Source organism: Microbacterium sp. GCM10027623, assembly GCF_042666935.1.
Classification (GTDB): domain Bacteria; phylum Actinomycetota; class Actinomycetes; order Actinomycetales; family Microbacteriaceae; genus Microbacterium.
The window spans coordinates 758,199-773,753 of record NZ_JBHTHE010000001.1 but is presented as its reverse complement, the minus strand read 5'-3'; the positions used below and the strand labels follow the sequence as shown (position 1 = coordinate 773,753).

At 70.5% G+C, this 15,555-nt stretch carries 16 protein-coding genes; 8 read left to right on the top strand and 8 right to left on the bottom strand.

Going from position 1 to position 15,555, the window contains the following annotated elements:
- The first annotated feature begins 106 nt into the window (after nt 1-106).
- The 4 genes from ACFQY2_RS03585 (at nt 107) to ACFQY2_RS03570 (ending at nt 4,130) form a co-directional block, all read left to right on the top strand.
- Nucleotides 107-2,050, top strand: coding sequence for a DUF5107 domain-containing protein (locus ACFQY2_RS03585; protein ID WP_378744254.1), 1,944 nt, complete (start codon nt 107-109; stop codon nt 2,048-2,050).
- Between the two features lie 84 nt (nt 2,051-2,134).
- Complete coding sequence (locus ACFQY2_RS03580) at nt 2,135-2,530, top strand: GntR family transcriptional regulator (protein WP_378744253.1); 396 nt, start codon at nt 2,135-2,137, stop codon at nt 2,528-2,530.
- Nucleotides 2,527-3,444, top strand: coding sequence for an ABC transporter ATP-binding protein (locus ACFQY2_RS03575; protein WP_378744251.1), 918 nt, complete (start codon nt 2,527-2,529; stop codon nt 3,442-3,444). The genes ACFQY2_RS03580 and ACFQY2_RS03575 overlap by 4 nt, the downstream gene beginning before the upstream one ends.
- The gene (locus ACFQY2_RS03570; RefSeq protein ID WP_378744250.1) at nt 3,444-4,130 is read left to right on the top strand and encodes a hypothetical protein; all 687 of its coding nucleotides are present in this window, start codon (nt 3,444-3,446) and stop codon (nt 4,128-4,130) included. Before ACFQY2_RS03575 ends, ACFQY2_RS03570 begins: the two co-directional genes overlap by 1 nt.
- 40 nt (nt 4,131-4,170) lie before the next feature.
- On the opposite strand, the gene ACFQY2_RS03565 is transcribed toward ACFQY2_RS03570, so the two are convergent.
- The gene (locus tag ACFQY2_RS03565; RefSeq protein WP_378744249.1) at nt 4,171-4,809 is read right to left on the bottom strand and encodes an ArsR/SmtB family transcription factor; all 639 of its coding nucleotides are present in this window, start codon (nt 4,807-4,809) and stop codon (nt 4,171-4,173) included.
- A gap of 73 nt (nt 4,810-4,882) precedes the next feature.
- Here ACFQY2_RS03565 and ACFQY2_RS03560 point away from each other — a divergent pair, with 73 nt between their 5' ends.
- On the top strand, nt 4,883-6,271 hold the full coding sequence (locus tag ACFQY2_RS03560; protein ID WP_378744248.1) for an MFS transporter: 1,389 nt from the start codon (nt 4,883-4,885) through the stop codon (nt 6,269-6,271).
- A 230-nt stretch (nt 6,272-6,501) separates the two neighbouring features.
- Nucleotides 6,502-6,870: a hypothetical protein gene (locus tag ACFQY2_RS03555; protein ID WP_378744247.1), complete on the top strand. Its 369-nt coding sequence runs from the start codon at nt 6,502-6,504 to the stop codon at nt 6,868-6,870.
- A 194-nt stretch (nt 6,871-7,064) separates the two neighbouring features.
- Here ACFQY2_RS03555 and ACFQY2_RS03550 read toward each other — a convergent pair whose 3' ends face one another.
- Nucleotides 7,065-8,288: an NAD(P)/FAD-dependent oxidoreductase gene (locus ACFQY2_RS03550; protein ID WP_378744246.1), complete on the bottom strand. Its 1,224-nt coding sequence runs from the start codon at nt 8,286-8,288 to the stop codon at nt 7,065-7,067.
- Nucleotides 8,289-8,449: 161 nt separating this feature from the next.
- Between ACFQY2_RS03550 and ACFQY2_RS03545 the strand changes: the two genes are divergently transcribed.
- The gene (locus tag ACFQY2_RS03545) at nt 8,450-8,950 is read left to right on the top strand and encodes an Lrp/AsnC family transcriptional regulator (protein ID WP_378744245.1); all 501 of its coding nucleotides are present in this window, start codon (nt 8,450-8,452) and stop codon (nt 8,948-8,950) included.
- Nucleotides 8,951-8,995: 45 nt separating this feature from the next.
- Here the strand turns inward: ACFQY2_RS03545 and ACFQY2_RS03540 are convergent, their stop codons facing one another.
- From ACFQY2_RS03540 to ACFQY2_RS03515, 6 genes are all read right to left on the bottom strand, one after another.
- The gene (locus ACFQY2_RS03540) at nt 8,996-9,772 is read right to left on the bottom strand and encodes a DeoR/GlpR family DNA-binding transcription regulator (protein ID WP_378744244.1); all 777 of its coding nucleotides are present in this window, start codon (nt 9,770-9,772) and stop codon (nt 8,996-8,998) included.
- Nucleotides 9,773-9,777: 5 nt separating this feature from the next.
- Nucleotides 9,778-10,644 (bottom strand): class II fructose-bisphosphate aldolase, encoded by an 867-nt coding sequence (locus tag ACFQY2_RS03535; RefSeq protein WP_378744243.1) that lies wholly within the window; start codon nt 10,642-10,644, stop codon nt 9,778-9,780.
- Nucleotides 10,641-11,912 carry a 1-phosphofructokinase family hexose kinase gene (locus tag ACFQY2_RS03530; RefSeq protein ID WP_378744242.1) on the bottom strand — a complete coding sequence of 424 codons (1,272 nt, stop codon included), beginning with the start codon at nt 11,910-11,912 and terminating at the stop codon, nt 10,641-10,643. Before ACFQY2_RS03530 ends, ACFQY2_RS03535 begins: the two co-directional genes overlap by 4 nt.
- The gene (locus ACFQY2_RS03525; protein ID WP_378744241.1) at nt 11,909-12,958 is read right to left on the bottom strand and encodes an ROK family protein; all 1,050 of its coding nucleotides are present in this window, start codon (nt 12,956-12,958) and stop codon (nt 11,909-11,911) included. Before ACFQY2_RS03525 ends, ACFQY2_RS03530 begins: the two co-directional genes overlap by 4 nt.
- Nucleotides 12,955-13,848: an SIS domain-containing protein gene (locus ACFQY2_RS03520; RefSeq protein WP_378744240.1), complete on the bottom strand. Its 894-nt coding sequence runs from the start codon at nt 13,846-13,848 to the stop codon at nt 12,955-12,957. The genes ACFQY2_RS03525 and ACFQY2_RS03520 overlap by 4 nt, the downstream gene beginning before the upstream one ends.
- A gap of 145 nt (nt 13,849-13,993) precedes the next feature.
- Nucleotides 13,994-14,290: a chorismate mutase gene (locus ACFQY2_RS03515; protein ID WP_378744239.1), complete on the bottom strand. Its 297-nt coding sequence runs from the start codon at nt 14,288-14,290 to the stop codon at nt 13,994-13,996.
- Nucleotides 14,291-14,350: 60 nt separating this feature from the next.
- Here ACFQY2_RS03515 and ACFQY2_RS03510 point away from each other — a divergent pair, with 60 nt between their 5' ends.
- Entirely contained in the window at nt 14,351-15,535 is a 1,185-nt protein-coding gene (locus ACFQY2_RS03510) for an AI-2E family transporter (protein WP_378744238.1), read from the top strand.
- The last annotated feature ends 20 nt before the right edge of the window (nt 15,536-15,555 follow it).

Genomic DNA, 15,555 nt, shown 5'->3' with positions numbered 1-15,555 from the left:
CCGACGATTCAGTCGGCATCCATTGCGACCCGGACGGCGCAGAGCGCAGCTTTCCGGCATCCATTGCGACCTGGGAATGCCCCGTTCCCGCTAGCGTGAGGCCATCATGACTGCCACGCTCACGCTCAGCTCGGTATCTCTTCCCTCCGCACCCGTCGGCGCGCCCAATCCTCTGCCCGCCGTCGCCGCGATGCCGGAGGCACCGTACGCCGCCTCCACCGAGGGATTGCCGGCCGACATCGCCGCGAACATCGCTTACGGACAGGTCAGCAGCATCCATCCGTACCTGTTGCAGGATCAGTACTCCCGCGAGCGCAGCGCTGCGCCGATGCGGATCGCCGTGCTCGAGAACGAGTACCTGCGTGCCGAGTTCGCCCTCGACCTGGGCGGCCGGCTCGTGCGGATGCTGGATCGCACGACCGGGCGCGAGCTGGTCTACCGCAATGCGATCTTCCAGCCCGCGAACCTCGGGCTGCGCAACGCCTGGTTCTCGGGCGGTGTGGAATGGAACATCGGCATGCGCGGCCACTGGCCGCTCACCTGCGAGCCGCTGTACGCGGCATCCGTCACGGGACCCGACGGCGAACCGGTGCTGCGGATGTGGGAGTACGAGCGGGTGCGGGGTGTGATCGTGCAGATCGACGCCACCCTCGACGCGCACGCTCCCGCGCTGCACGTCGGGGTGCGGGTGCGCAATCCGCATCCCGCCGAGACCGGCATGTACTGGTGGACGAACATCGCCGTGGCGCAGACGCCCGACTCGCGGGTGTTCACCGCCACGACGCACGCCTATCAGACCGGGTACGACGGGCGACTGTCTCGGGTCGACCTCCACGCGCAGGATGTGTCGTTCCCGGCATCCGCTCCGGCCGCCGCGGACTGGTTCCACGTCCTTCGACAGGCTCAGGAACCGCGACCGGGTGAGGAACCGCGACCGGCTGACCGGCCCTGGATCGCGGCGCTCGAGGCCGACGGCTCGGGCCTGGGTCACGTCTCGACTCCGCTGCTGAGGGGACGCAAGCTGTTCGTCTGGGGCGACACGACCGGCGGCCGCCACTGGTGCGACTGGCTAGGCGGCGCGAGCGGCGCGTACTTCGAGATCCAGGGCGGGCTCGCGACCACGCAGTACGAACACCTTCGTATGTCGGGCGGCGCGACCTGGGAGTGGACCGAGACGTTCGTGCCGCTGCACATCGACCCGTCAGGGGAGTACGCCGAGGCGAGCGCCCGGGTCGGTGCGGCTCTGGAGGCCGTGGCCTCCGCGGCATCCGATGGCCCGGCACGGCTCGCGGCCGTCGCCGAGAGCGCACCGGAGCGGATGCTGTCGACCGGATCTGCCTGGGGTGCGCTCGAGGCCGCCCTCTCGGCCCGATACGGCGTCGCGTTCGCGGGTCTTCCGGGCGTCCGCTTCGAGGCGGATGCCGGCGCGGATGCCGCGTACTGGCGTTCACTGCTCGGGCTCTCCTCTGCCGTCGTCGACGAGGACCCGGCCATCGCGCCGGCCTCCTATGCGGCGGGCGAACGGTGGGAGCGGCTGCTGGCCGAGGCGCCGGCCAGCTGGCTCACGCACTACCACCGCGCGGTGATGGCGCATGCACGAGGCGACCTGCGTGCCGCGGTGGACGGGTATCAGGCATCCCTCCGGCAGCGCCGTTCGCCCTGGTCGCTGCGCGGGCTGGGAGTCGCGCTGATCGCCTCCGGCGAGGCGGCGGCCGGGCTCGGTCACCTCGCCGACGCGCTCTCCCTGGCACCCGGGCTCGCGCCGTTGGCGCTCGAGCTCGGCGACGCCCTGCTGGCCGCCGGGCATGCGGCGGACGCGCGGGGACTGATCGCCTCGATGCCCGCAGACGTGCGGGCACTCGGCCGGTTCCGGGTGCTGGCGGTGCGCGCGGCCCTGGCATCCGGTGATCGCGAAGAGGCCGGACGGATGCTGGAGGACGAGTTCGACGTGCCGGACATCCGCGAGGGCGAGCTGAGCATGTCCGACCTGTGGCGTGAGGCGTTCGGCGACCGACCGGTGCCGGAGCGCTACGACTTCTCCATGAATTGAGGGATCTCCTCCTCAGAGGTTGACACCGTCCTGGTTTGATGGTTACTTAGTCAAGTAAGTAACCGCATAACCGGGAGGGATCGTGTGATCGACGACGGCAGGCCGCTGTTTCTCCAGATCGCCGAGACGATCGAGGAGTCCATCCTCGACGGCACTCTGCCTGAGGAGTCACAGGCGCCTTCGACCAACGAACTCGCCGCGTTCTACCGGATCAACCCGGCGACCGCGGCGAAGGGCGTGACGGTCCTGACCGATAAGGGCATCCTGCTCAAGCGCCGCGGCATCGGCATGTTCGTCGCCACGGGCGCCCGAGCACTGCTGCTCGCCGAACGCCGGACCGCCTTCGCGCGCCGGTACATCGACCCCCTCATCGCCGAGGCCCGCACGCTGGGGCTCGACGCCGACGACCTGGCGGCGCTGCTGCGCGAGCGCGCAGAGCACGCCGAAGACCACGCACCCCAGGAAGGGAGCCCCGCATGACCGCAGTCATCGAGGTTCGGAACCTCAGCAAGCGCTACAAGGACAAGCTCGCCCTCGACGACGTCTCGCTGTCGATCGAGAAGAACGCGATCTACGGGCTTCTCGGCCGCAACGGAGCCGGCAAGACCACACTGATGTCGATCCTCACCGCACAGAACTTCGCCACCTCGGGCGAGGCACTCGTCTTCGGAGGACAGCCCTACGAGAACACCAGGGTGCTCAGCCGGATCTGCTTCGTGCGCGAGAGTCAGCGATACCCCGACGACGCGACGGCCACGCACGCCTTCAAGGCCGCGCGACTGTTCTTCGAGAACTGGGATCAGGCGCTCGCCGAGCGGCTCATCGCCGACTTCCAGCTGCCGGTGAAGACGCGCATCAAGAAGCTCTCCCGCGGACAGCTGTCGGCGGTCGGCGTCATCATCGGACTGGCATCGCGCGCAGAGATCACCTTCTTCGACGAGCCCTACCTCGGCCTGGACGCCGTGGCCCGGCAGGTCTTCTACGACCGGCTTCTCGAGGACTACACCGAGCACCCCCGCACGATCATCCTCTCGTCGCATCTGATCGACGAGGTCGCCAACCTCATCGAGAAGGTCATCGTCATCGACGCCGGTCGCGTGCTGCTCGACGAGGACACCGAGGACGTGCGAGGTCGCGCGTCGACCGTGGTGGGCGACGCGGCGAAGGTCGAGGCGTGGGCGGCCGGCCGCGAGATCCTGCACCGGGAGGCGCTCGGCCGCGTGGCCTCCGTCACCGTGCTCGGTCACCTGTCCGACGCGGATCGCGCTGCACTCGCCGCGGCCGACCTCGACCTGGCGCCGGTGTCGCTGCAGCAGCTGATCGTCCGGCTCACGCAGAACGCCGAGCGGCCGGCATCCACCCCCGTCTCCATCCCCACCGAGGAGGTCCGCTGATGCGACGCACACTGAATGTCGCCCGACTTCAGATGATCAACAAGAACACCTTCATCTGGACGCCGCTGATCGTACTGGCCGGCGCCACCATCGTCTCCGTCCTGATCTACGCGATCATTCCGACCGACGCGCCGAAGTACGGCGGCGGCGGGCAGGCTCCGCTGTGGGTCTTCTTCGCCATCGGCATGTCGGCGATGACGCTCACCTTCCCGTTCTCCCAGGCGATCAGCATCACCCGGCGCGAATTCTTCCTGGGCACCATGCTCGCCGCCGTGCTCGGCAGCGCGTTCATGGGCGCCCTGTTCCTCATCGGCGGCGGCGTCGAGCTGCTGACGAACGGCTGGGGCGTGAACGGATGGATGTTCCACCTTCCCGACGTCTGGGCGGCGGGCCCCGGCGGCGCCTTCGTCATCTACTTCACGCTCGCCCTGTTCTTCTTCGTCATCGGCTTCACCGGCGCCACGATCTACAAGCGCTGGGGAGCGGTGATGATCACCGTCGTGGGAGTCGGCGTCGGCCTGCTGCTCGTGGCCGCCGTGTTCCTCATCACCAGGTTCGAGCTCTGGGGGCAGGTCGCGACCTCTTTGAGCGCGCTCGGCGCGCTGGGCCTCGCCCTATGGGGCCTGGTCGGCGTGGTCGCGCTGATGGGAATCTCGTTCCTGACGCTGCGCCGCGCGACGCCCTGAGGGGCGAGCGCGCGGCCCGTCGATCGCGCAGCGACGTTCGTCAGATGGTGTCGTCGGCCGCGACGATGTCGATGCTCCAGACCCGGACATCGGGATCGTCGCGGTCGGGGTGCGCGCGCTCGTGGGCCTCGGCGAACTCGCGCGAGATCTCGTTGAAGCGCTCCATCATCGCCACGAACTCGGGCTCGGTCAGGCGGATGGTCTTCTGCGTGAACTCGGCGTGCATCTCGGTGGTGCGGCCCGCGATGTAGTCGGGCGTCCATGCCAGCATCCGACGCACCACGTCGTAGTGGTCGTCCATGAGAGCAGCCAGCACCGCGTCGCCGAGAGCGGGATCGTCGATCGGGGCCTCGGGCCCGCCGAGCCTGACCCCGGCCGCCTGCCCCTTCCACACCCGGTCCCGCCGGTCACGGGCGTGCTCGGGAGCCTCGACGAGCAGACCGGCGTCAGCCAGCACCCGCAGATGGAAGCTGACCTTGTTCGCCGGGACCCCCAGGGCCTCCGCCGCATCGGCCGCGCGCAGGTACTCGCGCTTCGCGAGCAGGCGCAGGATCTGTCGGCGCAGCGGATGGGTGAGCGCCTTCAGCATCGCAGTCGTCGCGATCGCGGTCTGATCGCCCGACGGTGCCGTCGGCCCTGCAGCCGCGTCCTCGGCCGGTGAACCCGCCTTCTCCGTCATGCCGTCAGTCTAGTCAGAACTATTTGCGCAAGTCATCTTGCGCAACTCTTATTGCGGGTTTATGGTGAACCCCATGACCACGACCTTCCCGCGACTGTGGCGGCAGACGCCGTACCTGCTGTGGCTCACATCCGACACGGGCAAGGGCCTGGCCGCGACCCTGTTCAGCTTCGCCGTGCCGCTGCTCGCCCTGGTGATCACGAACGATCCCGCCCAGGCAGGCGTCGTCGCCGCCGTCGGCACCGTGGTGCGCCTGCTCGCCACGTTGACGGGAGGAGTGCTCGCCGACCGGCACCGCCGCATCGTGATGATGGCACTCGGGGCGGGGATCGCGGCCATCGCGGCAGGCGCGTTCACCGCCACAGCCGTCGCGGGCGGTATCGACTTCCTCGCCCTGCTGCTGTTCGAGGTCGTCCTCGCCGCCATCAGCGGTCTGTTCGGTCCGGCGGGCGAGGCCGCGCTGAAGGACATCGTCCCCGAGCAGATGATGGGGCGCGCGCAGGCGGCGAACCAGGGCCGGGATGCGGCGCTGCAGCTGGCCGGCGGCCCCATCGGCGGCATGCTGCTCGCCGCAGGCGGCTGGCTGATCGGGGCGGCGATGATGCTGAGCAGCCTGATCTCCGCCGTCGCGGCGTGGGCTCTCGGCCGGCGCGTCGGGTGGGCGCGAGCCGGCGGGTCCGATGCGGATGCCGGGGCGGGTGCGGGTGGGAACGCGGGAGCAGACGCGGGCGCGGTGCCGGGCGCGGTGGATGCGGAGGCCGGCGCGGTGGCATCCGCAGATCCTGTTCTGCGCGCCAACGGACTGCGCGAGCTGCGCGAGGGGGTGCGCTGGCTGTTCCGCCGACCCGATCTGAGCACCGGAACGGTCGTCGCGACCGTGATCAATCTGGGGTTGAATGCCGGGATCACGACGATGATCTACGCGGTGCTGCAGGCCGGGTACTCCGAAGCGACGATCGGCTGGATGATGGCGGCGTCCGGTGCGGCCATGCTCGTCGGCGCACTGCTGGCTCCGTCGCTCGTGCCGCGGATCGGGGCGGGGATGCTGATGATCCTCGGGCTCTCCGCGTGCACCGCCGCGATGGTGGGCGGGGTCTTCGTCGAGACGCCGTGGGGCGTCGCCCTGCTGATCTGCGCCGCCGTGTTCCTCATCCCCGCGCTGAACGCCGCTTTCAGCGGGTACACGATGGTCGCCACGCCGTCCGCGCTGATCGGACGCGTCAACAGCGTCGGAGGGGTGCTGAGCATGGGCGCCATGCCGCTCTCTCCGCTGATCGCCGGCTTCGGGCTCGCCTGGGCGGGGCGCACCTCGACGCTGATCTTCAGCCTCGCCCTGTGCGCCATCGCGCTGATCATGGGGGTCACCAGCCGGGCGCTGCGCTCGATCCCCGCCGAGGCCGGCTGGGCCGAGCACGCGAAGCAGTACGAGCAACCCGTGCTCGCGGCGATGGCTGCGCGCTGACTGAGCGCGCACCCGAAGATGGAAAACGCCGGTTCCGCGGCCTCCGCACCCGCACTTTGCATCCGCAGCATCCGAGCCGGATGGAGAACGCCGGTTCCCGCACCCCCGCACCCGCACTTTCCATCCGCGTCGCGCCGACTCACCGGGCAGACTTGACCCTGACACGGTGTCCCCTGCCCGCTGTCCGTCTCGTGGCGCGCACAGCGACCGTCCCCGATGAGGAGGTCGGCATGCACGTCGGCCCCATGTTCGGCGCAGTGGAGGAGGCGCTGCCCGACGAGCACGGCATCCTCGACACCCCGATCGCCGTCTACGACCGCACGGACGAAGGCATGCACCTCACCGTCGGCTATGCATACGGCGGCCAGCCGATCGACGGTCTGGAGTTGATCGACCTGCCGGCTGAGGAGCGCTCCGTCCGCGGCATCCATCTGGGCGCGATGTCCGGCATCCGCGATTCCTGGCACGCCATGCACGCCGAGATGCTCGCCCGTGGCTATGTGCCTTCGGGCCTGTGCCGTGAACTGTATCCGCGCGCCGAGTCGGAGGACCAGTCCGACTGGGTCACCGAGCTGCAGCAGCCCGTCACGCGCGGCTGATGCTTCGGCATCCGCCCGTCTTCGGCATCCGCCCTGGGCCGCCGCACGGATGGAGAACGTCGGCCGGAGGCCCCGGGGACCAGCGTTCTCCATCCGTGCGCGGTGGGGCAGATGGAAAAGGCGGGTGCGGACGCCGGGGAAGCGACCTCTTCCATCCGCGGCGATGCGCACGCCGATGCGGGGCGGCCGCGCGCTCAGCGCAGCGGGTCGAAGGGCTGGATCGCGGGGTCGATGCGGCCGGTCGTGATCTGCTCGGCCAGCAGCTTGCCGGTCGCGGGTCCGAGCACGATCCCCCACATGCCGTGGCCACCGGCGACGTACACGTTCGGCGCCTGCGTCGCACCGACCAGAGGCAGGCCGTCCGGCGTGACCGGGCGCGAGCCCATCCACTCGTCCTGGCGGTCGTCGAGGTCCAGGCCCCGGAACATCTCGCGCACCTGCGCGATGATCGCCTGCACGCGGCGCGGCTGGTACGGCTCGTCGGGCGAGCGGAACTCCATGGTGCCCGCGATGCGGAAACGCCCCTGGTACGGGGTGCAGGCGATGCGCTGGAACGGCAGGTAGACCGGATGCTCCTGCGGCTGCTCCGTGGCGACCGTGAAGGAGTACCCACGACCGGCCTGCACCCGGGTGCGCACGCCGAGCTTGCGGGCGAGCTTCGGCATCCACGCCCCGGTGGCGATGACGACCGAGTCGGCTTCCCTCCGGTGCCCGTTCGACAGGGTGACGACGGGGCGGCGCGTCGATGAGACATCCGTCACCTCGACGCCCGTGATCAACTCGGCGCCGCGGTCGACGACCGCGTGGCCCAGCGCCTCGACGAACGGCGCCGGCTCGAAGTAGCGCTGACCGTCGAGGCGGTAGACATGCTTCACGGCATCCGACAGCACCGGTGCGAGCTCCCGCGGGTTCTCGAGCTGTTCGAGCGGCACCTCCTGGCCGTGACGGATGACCCCCTCGACCTCGTGCAGGAATCCCTTGGCGTGCGCCTTCTCCTTGAACCCGATCACGAACGGACCTTCGCGGGTCCACGACTCGACACCGCCGTCGAGCAGCTCGTCGAAGCACTCCAGTGCCATCTTGTCGATGGGCGTGAGGGCCGCCATCGTGCGATCCCACGCCCGGTTGGTGCCGTGCGCGGCGAACCGGGCCAGGAACGACCAGAGGCCCGGGTCGACGCGGAACGGCACGTGCAGCGCGGCGTCCGGATCGAGCAGCGCTCGGGGTCCGTAGGTCCACAGGCTGGTGTCGGCCAGCGGGATGGTCTTCCCCGGGGTCAGCCAGCCGGCGTTTCCCCAGGACGATCCGGCGGCGACGCCCACGCGGTCGATCACGGTCACCTCGACCCCGCGCTCCTGCAGATGCCATGCCGTGGCGAGCCCGACCATTCCGGCTCCGACGACGATCGTGCGCGACATTGCGTCCTCCTGAGACGTGATTCCGTGTGGGCGGGACGCGATGACGTCCCGCTCACTGACGATTATGCGGATTTCGCGCGTGACGGTGGGATGCGAGGAAAGATTCTGCATACAATCGCCGGAAGCGACGCAGATCCTGCGGATTGGAGGAGGAAGTGAGCATGTCGACATCCGATTCTTCGGCCTCCCGACGGACGGCGATGGCGGATGCCGGGCTGGATGCCGTCGACCGCACCATCCTCTCCGAACTCAGCCGCAACGGGCGCCTGTCGAACACCGAGCTCGCGGCGCGCGCCGGCATCGCCGAATCCACCTGCCTGAAGCGCGTGCGAGCCCTGCAGGCGAGCGGCGTGATCGTCGGCTTCCACGCCGAGATCTCCCCCGCGGCGATCGGCCTGCACCTCGAGGCGCTGATCACCATCCGCCTGCACGCGCACGCCCGCGGCGACCTGCGCCGCTTCCAGGCCTACCTCGAGGAGCTCCCCGCCACACAGCGCGTGTACTTCCTCGCCGGCGACCGGGACTTCCTCGTGCACGTCGCCGTGCCGGACGCCGGGGCGCTGCGGGAACTCGTCTCGGACACGCTCAGCCTGCGACCCGAGGTGGCATCGACCTCGACCAGCCTGATCTTCGCCCAGGCGGCCGGCTCCCGCGGACTCTGACCCCGCCTCCCCTCCCGTCGGGAGGCGAGTGCGGCGGAGGCGGGCTCAGGTCGCGATGCGGACCTCGTAACCGGCATCCGTCAGTGCATCACGCTGCGCGGCTGCGAGCGCAGCATCCGTGATCACCGTCGGGAACAGGTCGGAGCCTCCTACCTGGGCGAACGCCGCGTGGCCGATCTTCGACGCGTCGGCGACGGCCACCGCCCGCTCCGCGCGCGCGGCCATCATGCGGTTCACGGCCGCCTCGGCCTCGTCGTGCGTGGTCGCCCCCTCCCGGGCCGACAGCCCGTTCACGCCGATGAAGGCGATGTCGAGCCGGATGCCGGCCAGCAGCTGCTCCACGAAGGGTCCGACGAGTTCGAAGCTGCGCGAGTGGATGGTGCCGCCGGTGACGACCACCTTGAACTCCGGCCGCATGGCGAGCTGCGCGGCGATGTTCACCGCGTTCGTGACCACGGTCACTCCGCGCTCGGCCAGGTCGTCGCGCGCGGCGAGGGCCGTGGCGATCGCGTTCGTCGTCGTGCCACCGGAGAGTCCGACGACCCACCCGGGCTCCACGAGCGAGGCCGCCATCGCGGCGATGTGCTCCTTGGCGCCGGTGCCGAGGTGGCTGCGATAGCGGATCGGCAGCTCATAGGCGACCGACTGCGCCACCGCACCGCCATGGGTGCGGGTGAGCAGACGGCGTTCGGCGAGGCTGTCCAGGTCGCGGCGGGTGGTCGCGGCGGATGCTCCGAACCGGTCGACCAGTTCGTCGACCGAGACCTCACCCTGGGCGGCGAGCAGATCGAGGATGGCGGTGAGTCGGGCAGCGCGATTCATACTGCTCACACCTCGGCCAGGGCGAACAGGCGCAGCATCCGAGCCGCCTCTGCGGCGACGGCGTCGCGCGCCGGGGCGATGTACTTGCGCGAGTCGACGAGACTCTCGTCCGCGGCGAGCCAGTCGCGGACCGCTCGGGTGAAGAAGCCGTTCAGGTGCGTGGACACGTTGATCTTGGTCATGCCGGCTCGCACGGCCTGCACGATCACGTCGTCCGAGACGCCCGACGAGCCGTGCAGCACGAGCGGTACGTCGCCCCCGGAGCGCCCTGCACCGCGCAGCGCGGCGCGCAGCCGGCCGATCAGCTCGATGTCGAGCGAGGCCGAGCGGTCGAGCATCGCGTGCGAGGAGCCCACCGCGACCGCCAGCGAGTCCACGCCGGTGGCCTCGACGAACGCCCGCGCCTCGGCCGGGTCCGTGCGCACGCCGGGCGCGTGCGCGCCGTCCTTGCCGCCGACCTCGCCGAGTTCGGCCTCGATGTGCACACCAGCCGCACGGGCGCGCGCGGCGACATCGGCGGTCAGGTCGACGTTCTCGTCGTAGTCGAGCCTGCCGCCGTCGAACATGACCGATCCGAAGCCCAGCTCGATCGCCTCGTCGACGAGCTCGGGGCGCTCCGCGTGGTCGAGGTGCACGGCCACGCGGGTGGCGGCACGGCGGGCGATGGCGAGGGTCGCCCAGCCGATCGGCTCGAGTCCGCCGTGGTAGTCGGCGCAGTTCTGCGAGATCTGCAGGATCACCGGCAGCTGCGCGCGCTCGGATGCCGCGACCAGCGCCTCGGCGGTCTCGAGGTGGATGACGTTGAACGCGCCGAGCCCGGTGCCGGCCGCGGCGGACGCGCGCATCAGGTCGCGAGCGGAGACGAGGGTCATCGGGGCTCCTTCGAGTCGGAGGGGGTTTCTGTAGCCGGCGAGAATTCGCCTGCCGCGTGAGAATGCCCGCCGGGGGTCATGTCTCGGTCGGCACGTGGATTCTCGACGGTGCGGGGCGTGACGATGAGCGTGCGTTCGAGGTCGGGCCAGGACGCGTGGATCTCGCCGGCGAGCGGCATGAGCACGGCCGCAGCCGACCATGCTGTCGCGCGGCGGAGGATCTGCTCGGGGTCGCGGATGCCGGCGTCCATCAGCACCGCGCAGGCGGCCACTGCCGCATCCCCCGCGCCGGTCGGGTTGCCCGCGAGTGCGGCGGGCAGGCGCGCGTGCAGGATGCTCACGGCCGGGGCGGACGTGCTGAGGTGGGCGGACGCGCTCACCGGGGCGGAGTCACTCGGTCGCCCGGCGCCGTCGGCATCCGCACCGTCTGGCGTCGCGCCCGGGTGGGGCGCGTCGGCTCCGGCATCCACACCCGCGACGGATGCGGCGCTCACCGCGAGCATGCCCTCGGCGCCCAGCGACAGCAGCACGAGCTCTGCGCCGCGGCGCACCAGCTCGCGGGCACCGTCGACGGGGTCGTCGAGCCCCGTGGCATCACGCAGCTCGTGCTCGTTGGGTTTCAGGACGGATGCTCCCGCGTCGGCCGCGCGCAGCAGTGACGGCCCCGAAGTGTCGACGATCACGACCGCGCCGGCGTCGCGCCCGATCCGGATGAGCGCGGGCAGCAGCCGCTCGGGCGTCTCCGGTGGGAAGCTGCCCGAGATCACGAGGACGTCGGCGGCGGCATCCGCTGCCCGCTCATCCACCGAGACACCGCCTTCTGCATGGGACACATGCGCAGACGTGGTTTCCCGTGCAGAATGTGGTTCCTCTCGACAGGCGCCGGCGAGCGCGGCGGCCACGGCATCCGTCAGCGCTGTCCACTCCTCCGCGCTCGGAGCCAAGCCGTACTCGTTCACGACCGTGGTGTCACCGAGGGATTCGTCGACCAGCGCGACGCTGCGGCGCGTAGCGGCGGCGACCGGGACGAGCGCATGCGGCACCCCGGAGGCTTCCAGTTCGGCGGTGAACTCCTCGCCCGTCGCGCCGCCGACCGTGGTGATCGCGACCGTGGACGCAGCCTGCGTGTGAGCGACCCGCGCGACGTTCAGTCCTTTGCCGCCCGCGCGCGCGGCGCCGGCATCCGCGCGATGTGTGCCCCCGACGGTCAGCGCGGCGACATGCCAGGTGAGATCCAGCGCCGGATTCGGCGTGACGGCGATGATCATGCCCGCTCCTCCCCGCGTGCGGCCTCCCGCGCCTCCCCGCCTGCGGCCTCCCGTGCCAGCAGGGCGGAGCCGAGGATGCCGGCATCTCCGGACAGCTCCGCGGGAACCAGCGCGGGGATGCGGTGGAAGCTGAGCCGGTCGGCAAGCCGGAGGCGCAGCTGCTCGAACAGCGCGTCACCCGCGCGGGAGAGGCCGCCGCCGATCACGACGGCCTGCGGCGCGAGCACGGCGGTCAGCTGCGCGATCGACAGGGTCAGTGCGTCCAGCGCGTCGTTCCAGATGCGCATCGCGATCTCGTTCCCGGCCCGGGCGAGCACCAGAACGTCGTGCGCTCCCGCCACGGCCGCGCCCGTCGCCTCGGTGTAGCGGCGGGCGATGGCGCCTGCCGACGCGACGGCCTCGAGGCATCCGCGCGCGCCGCACGGGCACGGCCACTCCCCGATCGGCGAGTGTCCGATCTCGCCGGCATAGCCGCCCGCGGTGTACGGCCGGCCGCCGACGAGCAGCGTCCCGGCTATCCCGGTGCCGATGATCAGCACCACCGCGTCGGCATAGTCCCGCGCTCCGCCGAGCACACGCTCGGCCCAGCTGCCCGCACGCACGTCATGATCGAACGCGACCGGCAGACCGAAGCGCTGCGCCATCAGATCGCGCAGCGGGGCGTTGCGCCAGCCGAGGTTGCTGCTGAAGACCGCGACCCCTCCGTCGGCGTCGACGATCCCCGGCACGACGAGTCCGACCGCCTCGGGAACGACGCCCGGATGCTGATCGCGCAGCTCGCCGGCGAGCACGGCCAATCGGTCCACCAGCGCCCGCGCCGGGTCCTCACCGCCGGACGGGGTCGGCGTGCGGTTCAGTCCGAGCGCGGTCCCGTCGCCGTCGAACAGCGCCGACTTGATGTCGGTCCCTCCCACGTCGAACGCGAGCACGGGCACGCCGCGTCCGATCGACGCCGCACGGGCGACGCGAGCTCCGGAAGCACCGGAGGCGCCGGCCACGACGTCGGGGATGTTCTCGCGCTCGGACATGCGGGGGCGGCCGCTCAATCGTCGAGGATGACGGAGCGGGTCAGGTTGCGCGGCTGGTCCGGGTCGAGGCCCCTGCCCACCGCACGATCCAGCGCGACGCGGTGCAGGCGCACGAGGTCGGCCATCGGGTCGATCGGATGCTGCACGAACCGCGCGCCCGTGGCGGCGACCTGCGCCTCGAGCCCTTCGGGAGCCGTGCCGAACTGCCAGGTGATGCGGCCGGGAGCGGCGATCGCGATCGGACCGTGACGGTACTCCATCGCGCTGTACGACTCGGTCCAGGACTGCGAGGATTCGCGCATCTTCAGAGCCGCCTCGTGGGCGAGACCGATGGTCCAGCCGAGTCCGAGGAACGAGTACTGCTCGGCGGAGCCCAGCTCGGCATCGTCGGTGCCGTCGAGCACCGTCTGCGCATCGGCGATGGCGGGGTCGAGGTCCTCTCCGAGCGAGGCGCGGAACAGCGCGAGCGCCGTCGTCGCGAAGCGGGTCTGCACGACCGACTGCTCATCGGCGAACGGCAGTGCGATGACGGTGTCGGCCAGGTCGACCAAGGGAGAGGTGTCATCGCCGAGGACGGCGACGACCGGCGTGCTGCCCTTCACGCGCTCGGTCAGCTCGAGCACCTCGGTGGTCGTCCCGGACCGCGTCAGGGCGACGATCGCGTCGTAGCCCCGGCCGGTCGGCACTTCCGAGGCGGTGAACGCGTCGGTCTCGCCGTGGCCGGCCGCCTCGCGGAGGGCGGCGTACGACTGCGCCATGAACCAGGAGGTCCCGCAGCCGACGACGGCGATGCGGGCACCGGATGCCGGCAGCAGCGCCTGCTCGGTGCGCATCCCGGCGGCGCGCGCCCAGGTCTCGGGCTGCGAGGTGAGTTCCGCGCGCATGTGCGCGCCGGCGGCGTTGGTCATGTCCCAGCTCCCGTGGATGCAAGTTTCTGATTGTTCGATCGCAATAACAATCAGATTATTGCATCTGCCGGGGTGGGCTGTCGAGGCAGTAGCGCGCGAAACGCAGAAGATCGCGCGGGTCGTTGCGGCGGCGCCGCAGCAGGACTCAGCGCCCCTCGGCGGCCTCGGTGTGGTGGCGGATGACCTCGGCGACCACGAAGTTGAACCACTTCTCGGCGAATTCCGGATCGAGGTGCGCCGCCTCGGCGAGCCCGCGCAGCCGCGCGACCTGCTGCTCCTCGCGCTGGGGGTCCGACGGGGGCATCTCATGCTCCGCCTTCAGACGCCCCACCTGCTGTGTGGCGCGGAAGCGCTCGGCCAGCATGAAGATCAGGGCGGCGTCGATGTTGTCGATGCTGGCGCGCAGGCGGAGCAGTTCGGCGCGGGCGTCATCTGCAGACATGATCTCTCCTCGGGGTGGGGCATCCTCGACGATACCGAAGCGAGCAATAGAGTGATCCGCATGAGCGCCGACGAATCCGCGAACAGCGAGAACGAGACCGACGACGACGCCGGGATCGCGCTGGAGGACCCCGAGGTGGTGTCCGAGATCTCCGCCACCCACCCGGTCGTCGAATCTCCGACTCCCAGCAGATCCTTCTGGGCGCGCGTCGACAAGCCCTTCACCGCCGGGTTCCTGGTGACGCTCGGCGGGCTCACGGCCTTCCTGCTCGCCCTGACGCTGTCGAGCCTGTCGACGGTGCTCGTCTACGTGGCGTTGGCGCTGTTCGCCGCTCTCGGTCTGGATCCGGCCGTGCGATTCCTGGAGCGGCGGGGCCTGTCCCGTCCGTTGAGCGTGCTCGCCGTCATCCTCGGGCTGGTGGCCGCGCTCGCGCTGGTGCTGATCATGATCGTGCCCGTCGTCGTCGAGCAGATCACGCTGTTCGTGAAGTCGGTGCCCGACCTGATCACCGACTTCACCCGCAGCGATGTCTACGCGGTGCTGGAGAAGCAGTTCGGCGAGCAGTTCGAGCAGCTCGTCGCGGAGGCGCAGAACTTCCTCACCGACGGCAAGACGCTCACAGTGATCGGCGGCGGAGCCCTGAAGGTGGGCAGTTCGATCGCCGCCGGCGTGTCGGGATTCATCGTCGTGCTGGTGCTGACGCTCTACTTCGTCGCCGGCCTCCCGACCATCACGGAGGCGATGCTGCGCTTCGCCCCCGCCCGCGATCGCGACAACGCCCGCAGGATCACCGATCAGATCACCGTCTCCGTCGGCGGCTACGTGCAGGGGATGGTCGTCCTGGCGTTCGCGAACGCGATCGTGGCGTTCATCCTCTACCTCGTTCTGGGGCTGCCGTTCCCGCCGCTGATGGCCACCGTGGCTTTCCTGGTGACGCTCATCCCGCTCGTCGGACCCCTGCTGTTCCTGGCGATCGGATCGATCATCGCGCTCTTCGCCGATCCGCTGCACGCCCTGCTGTTCGCGATCATCTACCTGATCTACATCCAGGTGGAGGCGTACGTGCTCACTCCGCGGGTGATGAACAGGACGGTCTCGGTGCCCGGATCGCTGGTCGTCATCGGCGCACTCGCCGGCGGCACCCTGCTCGGCCTGCTCGGCGCGCTGGTGGCGGTGCCGGTGACCGCGTCGATCCTGCTCATCATCAACCAGGTGTGGCTGCCCCGCCAGGACGCTCGGGTCTGAGCGCCCCGGCGGGAGCGAAG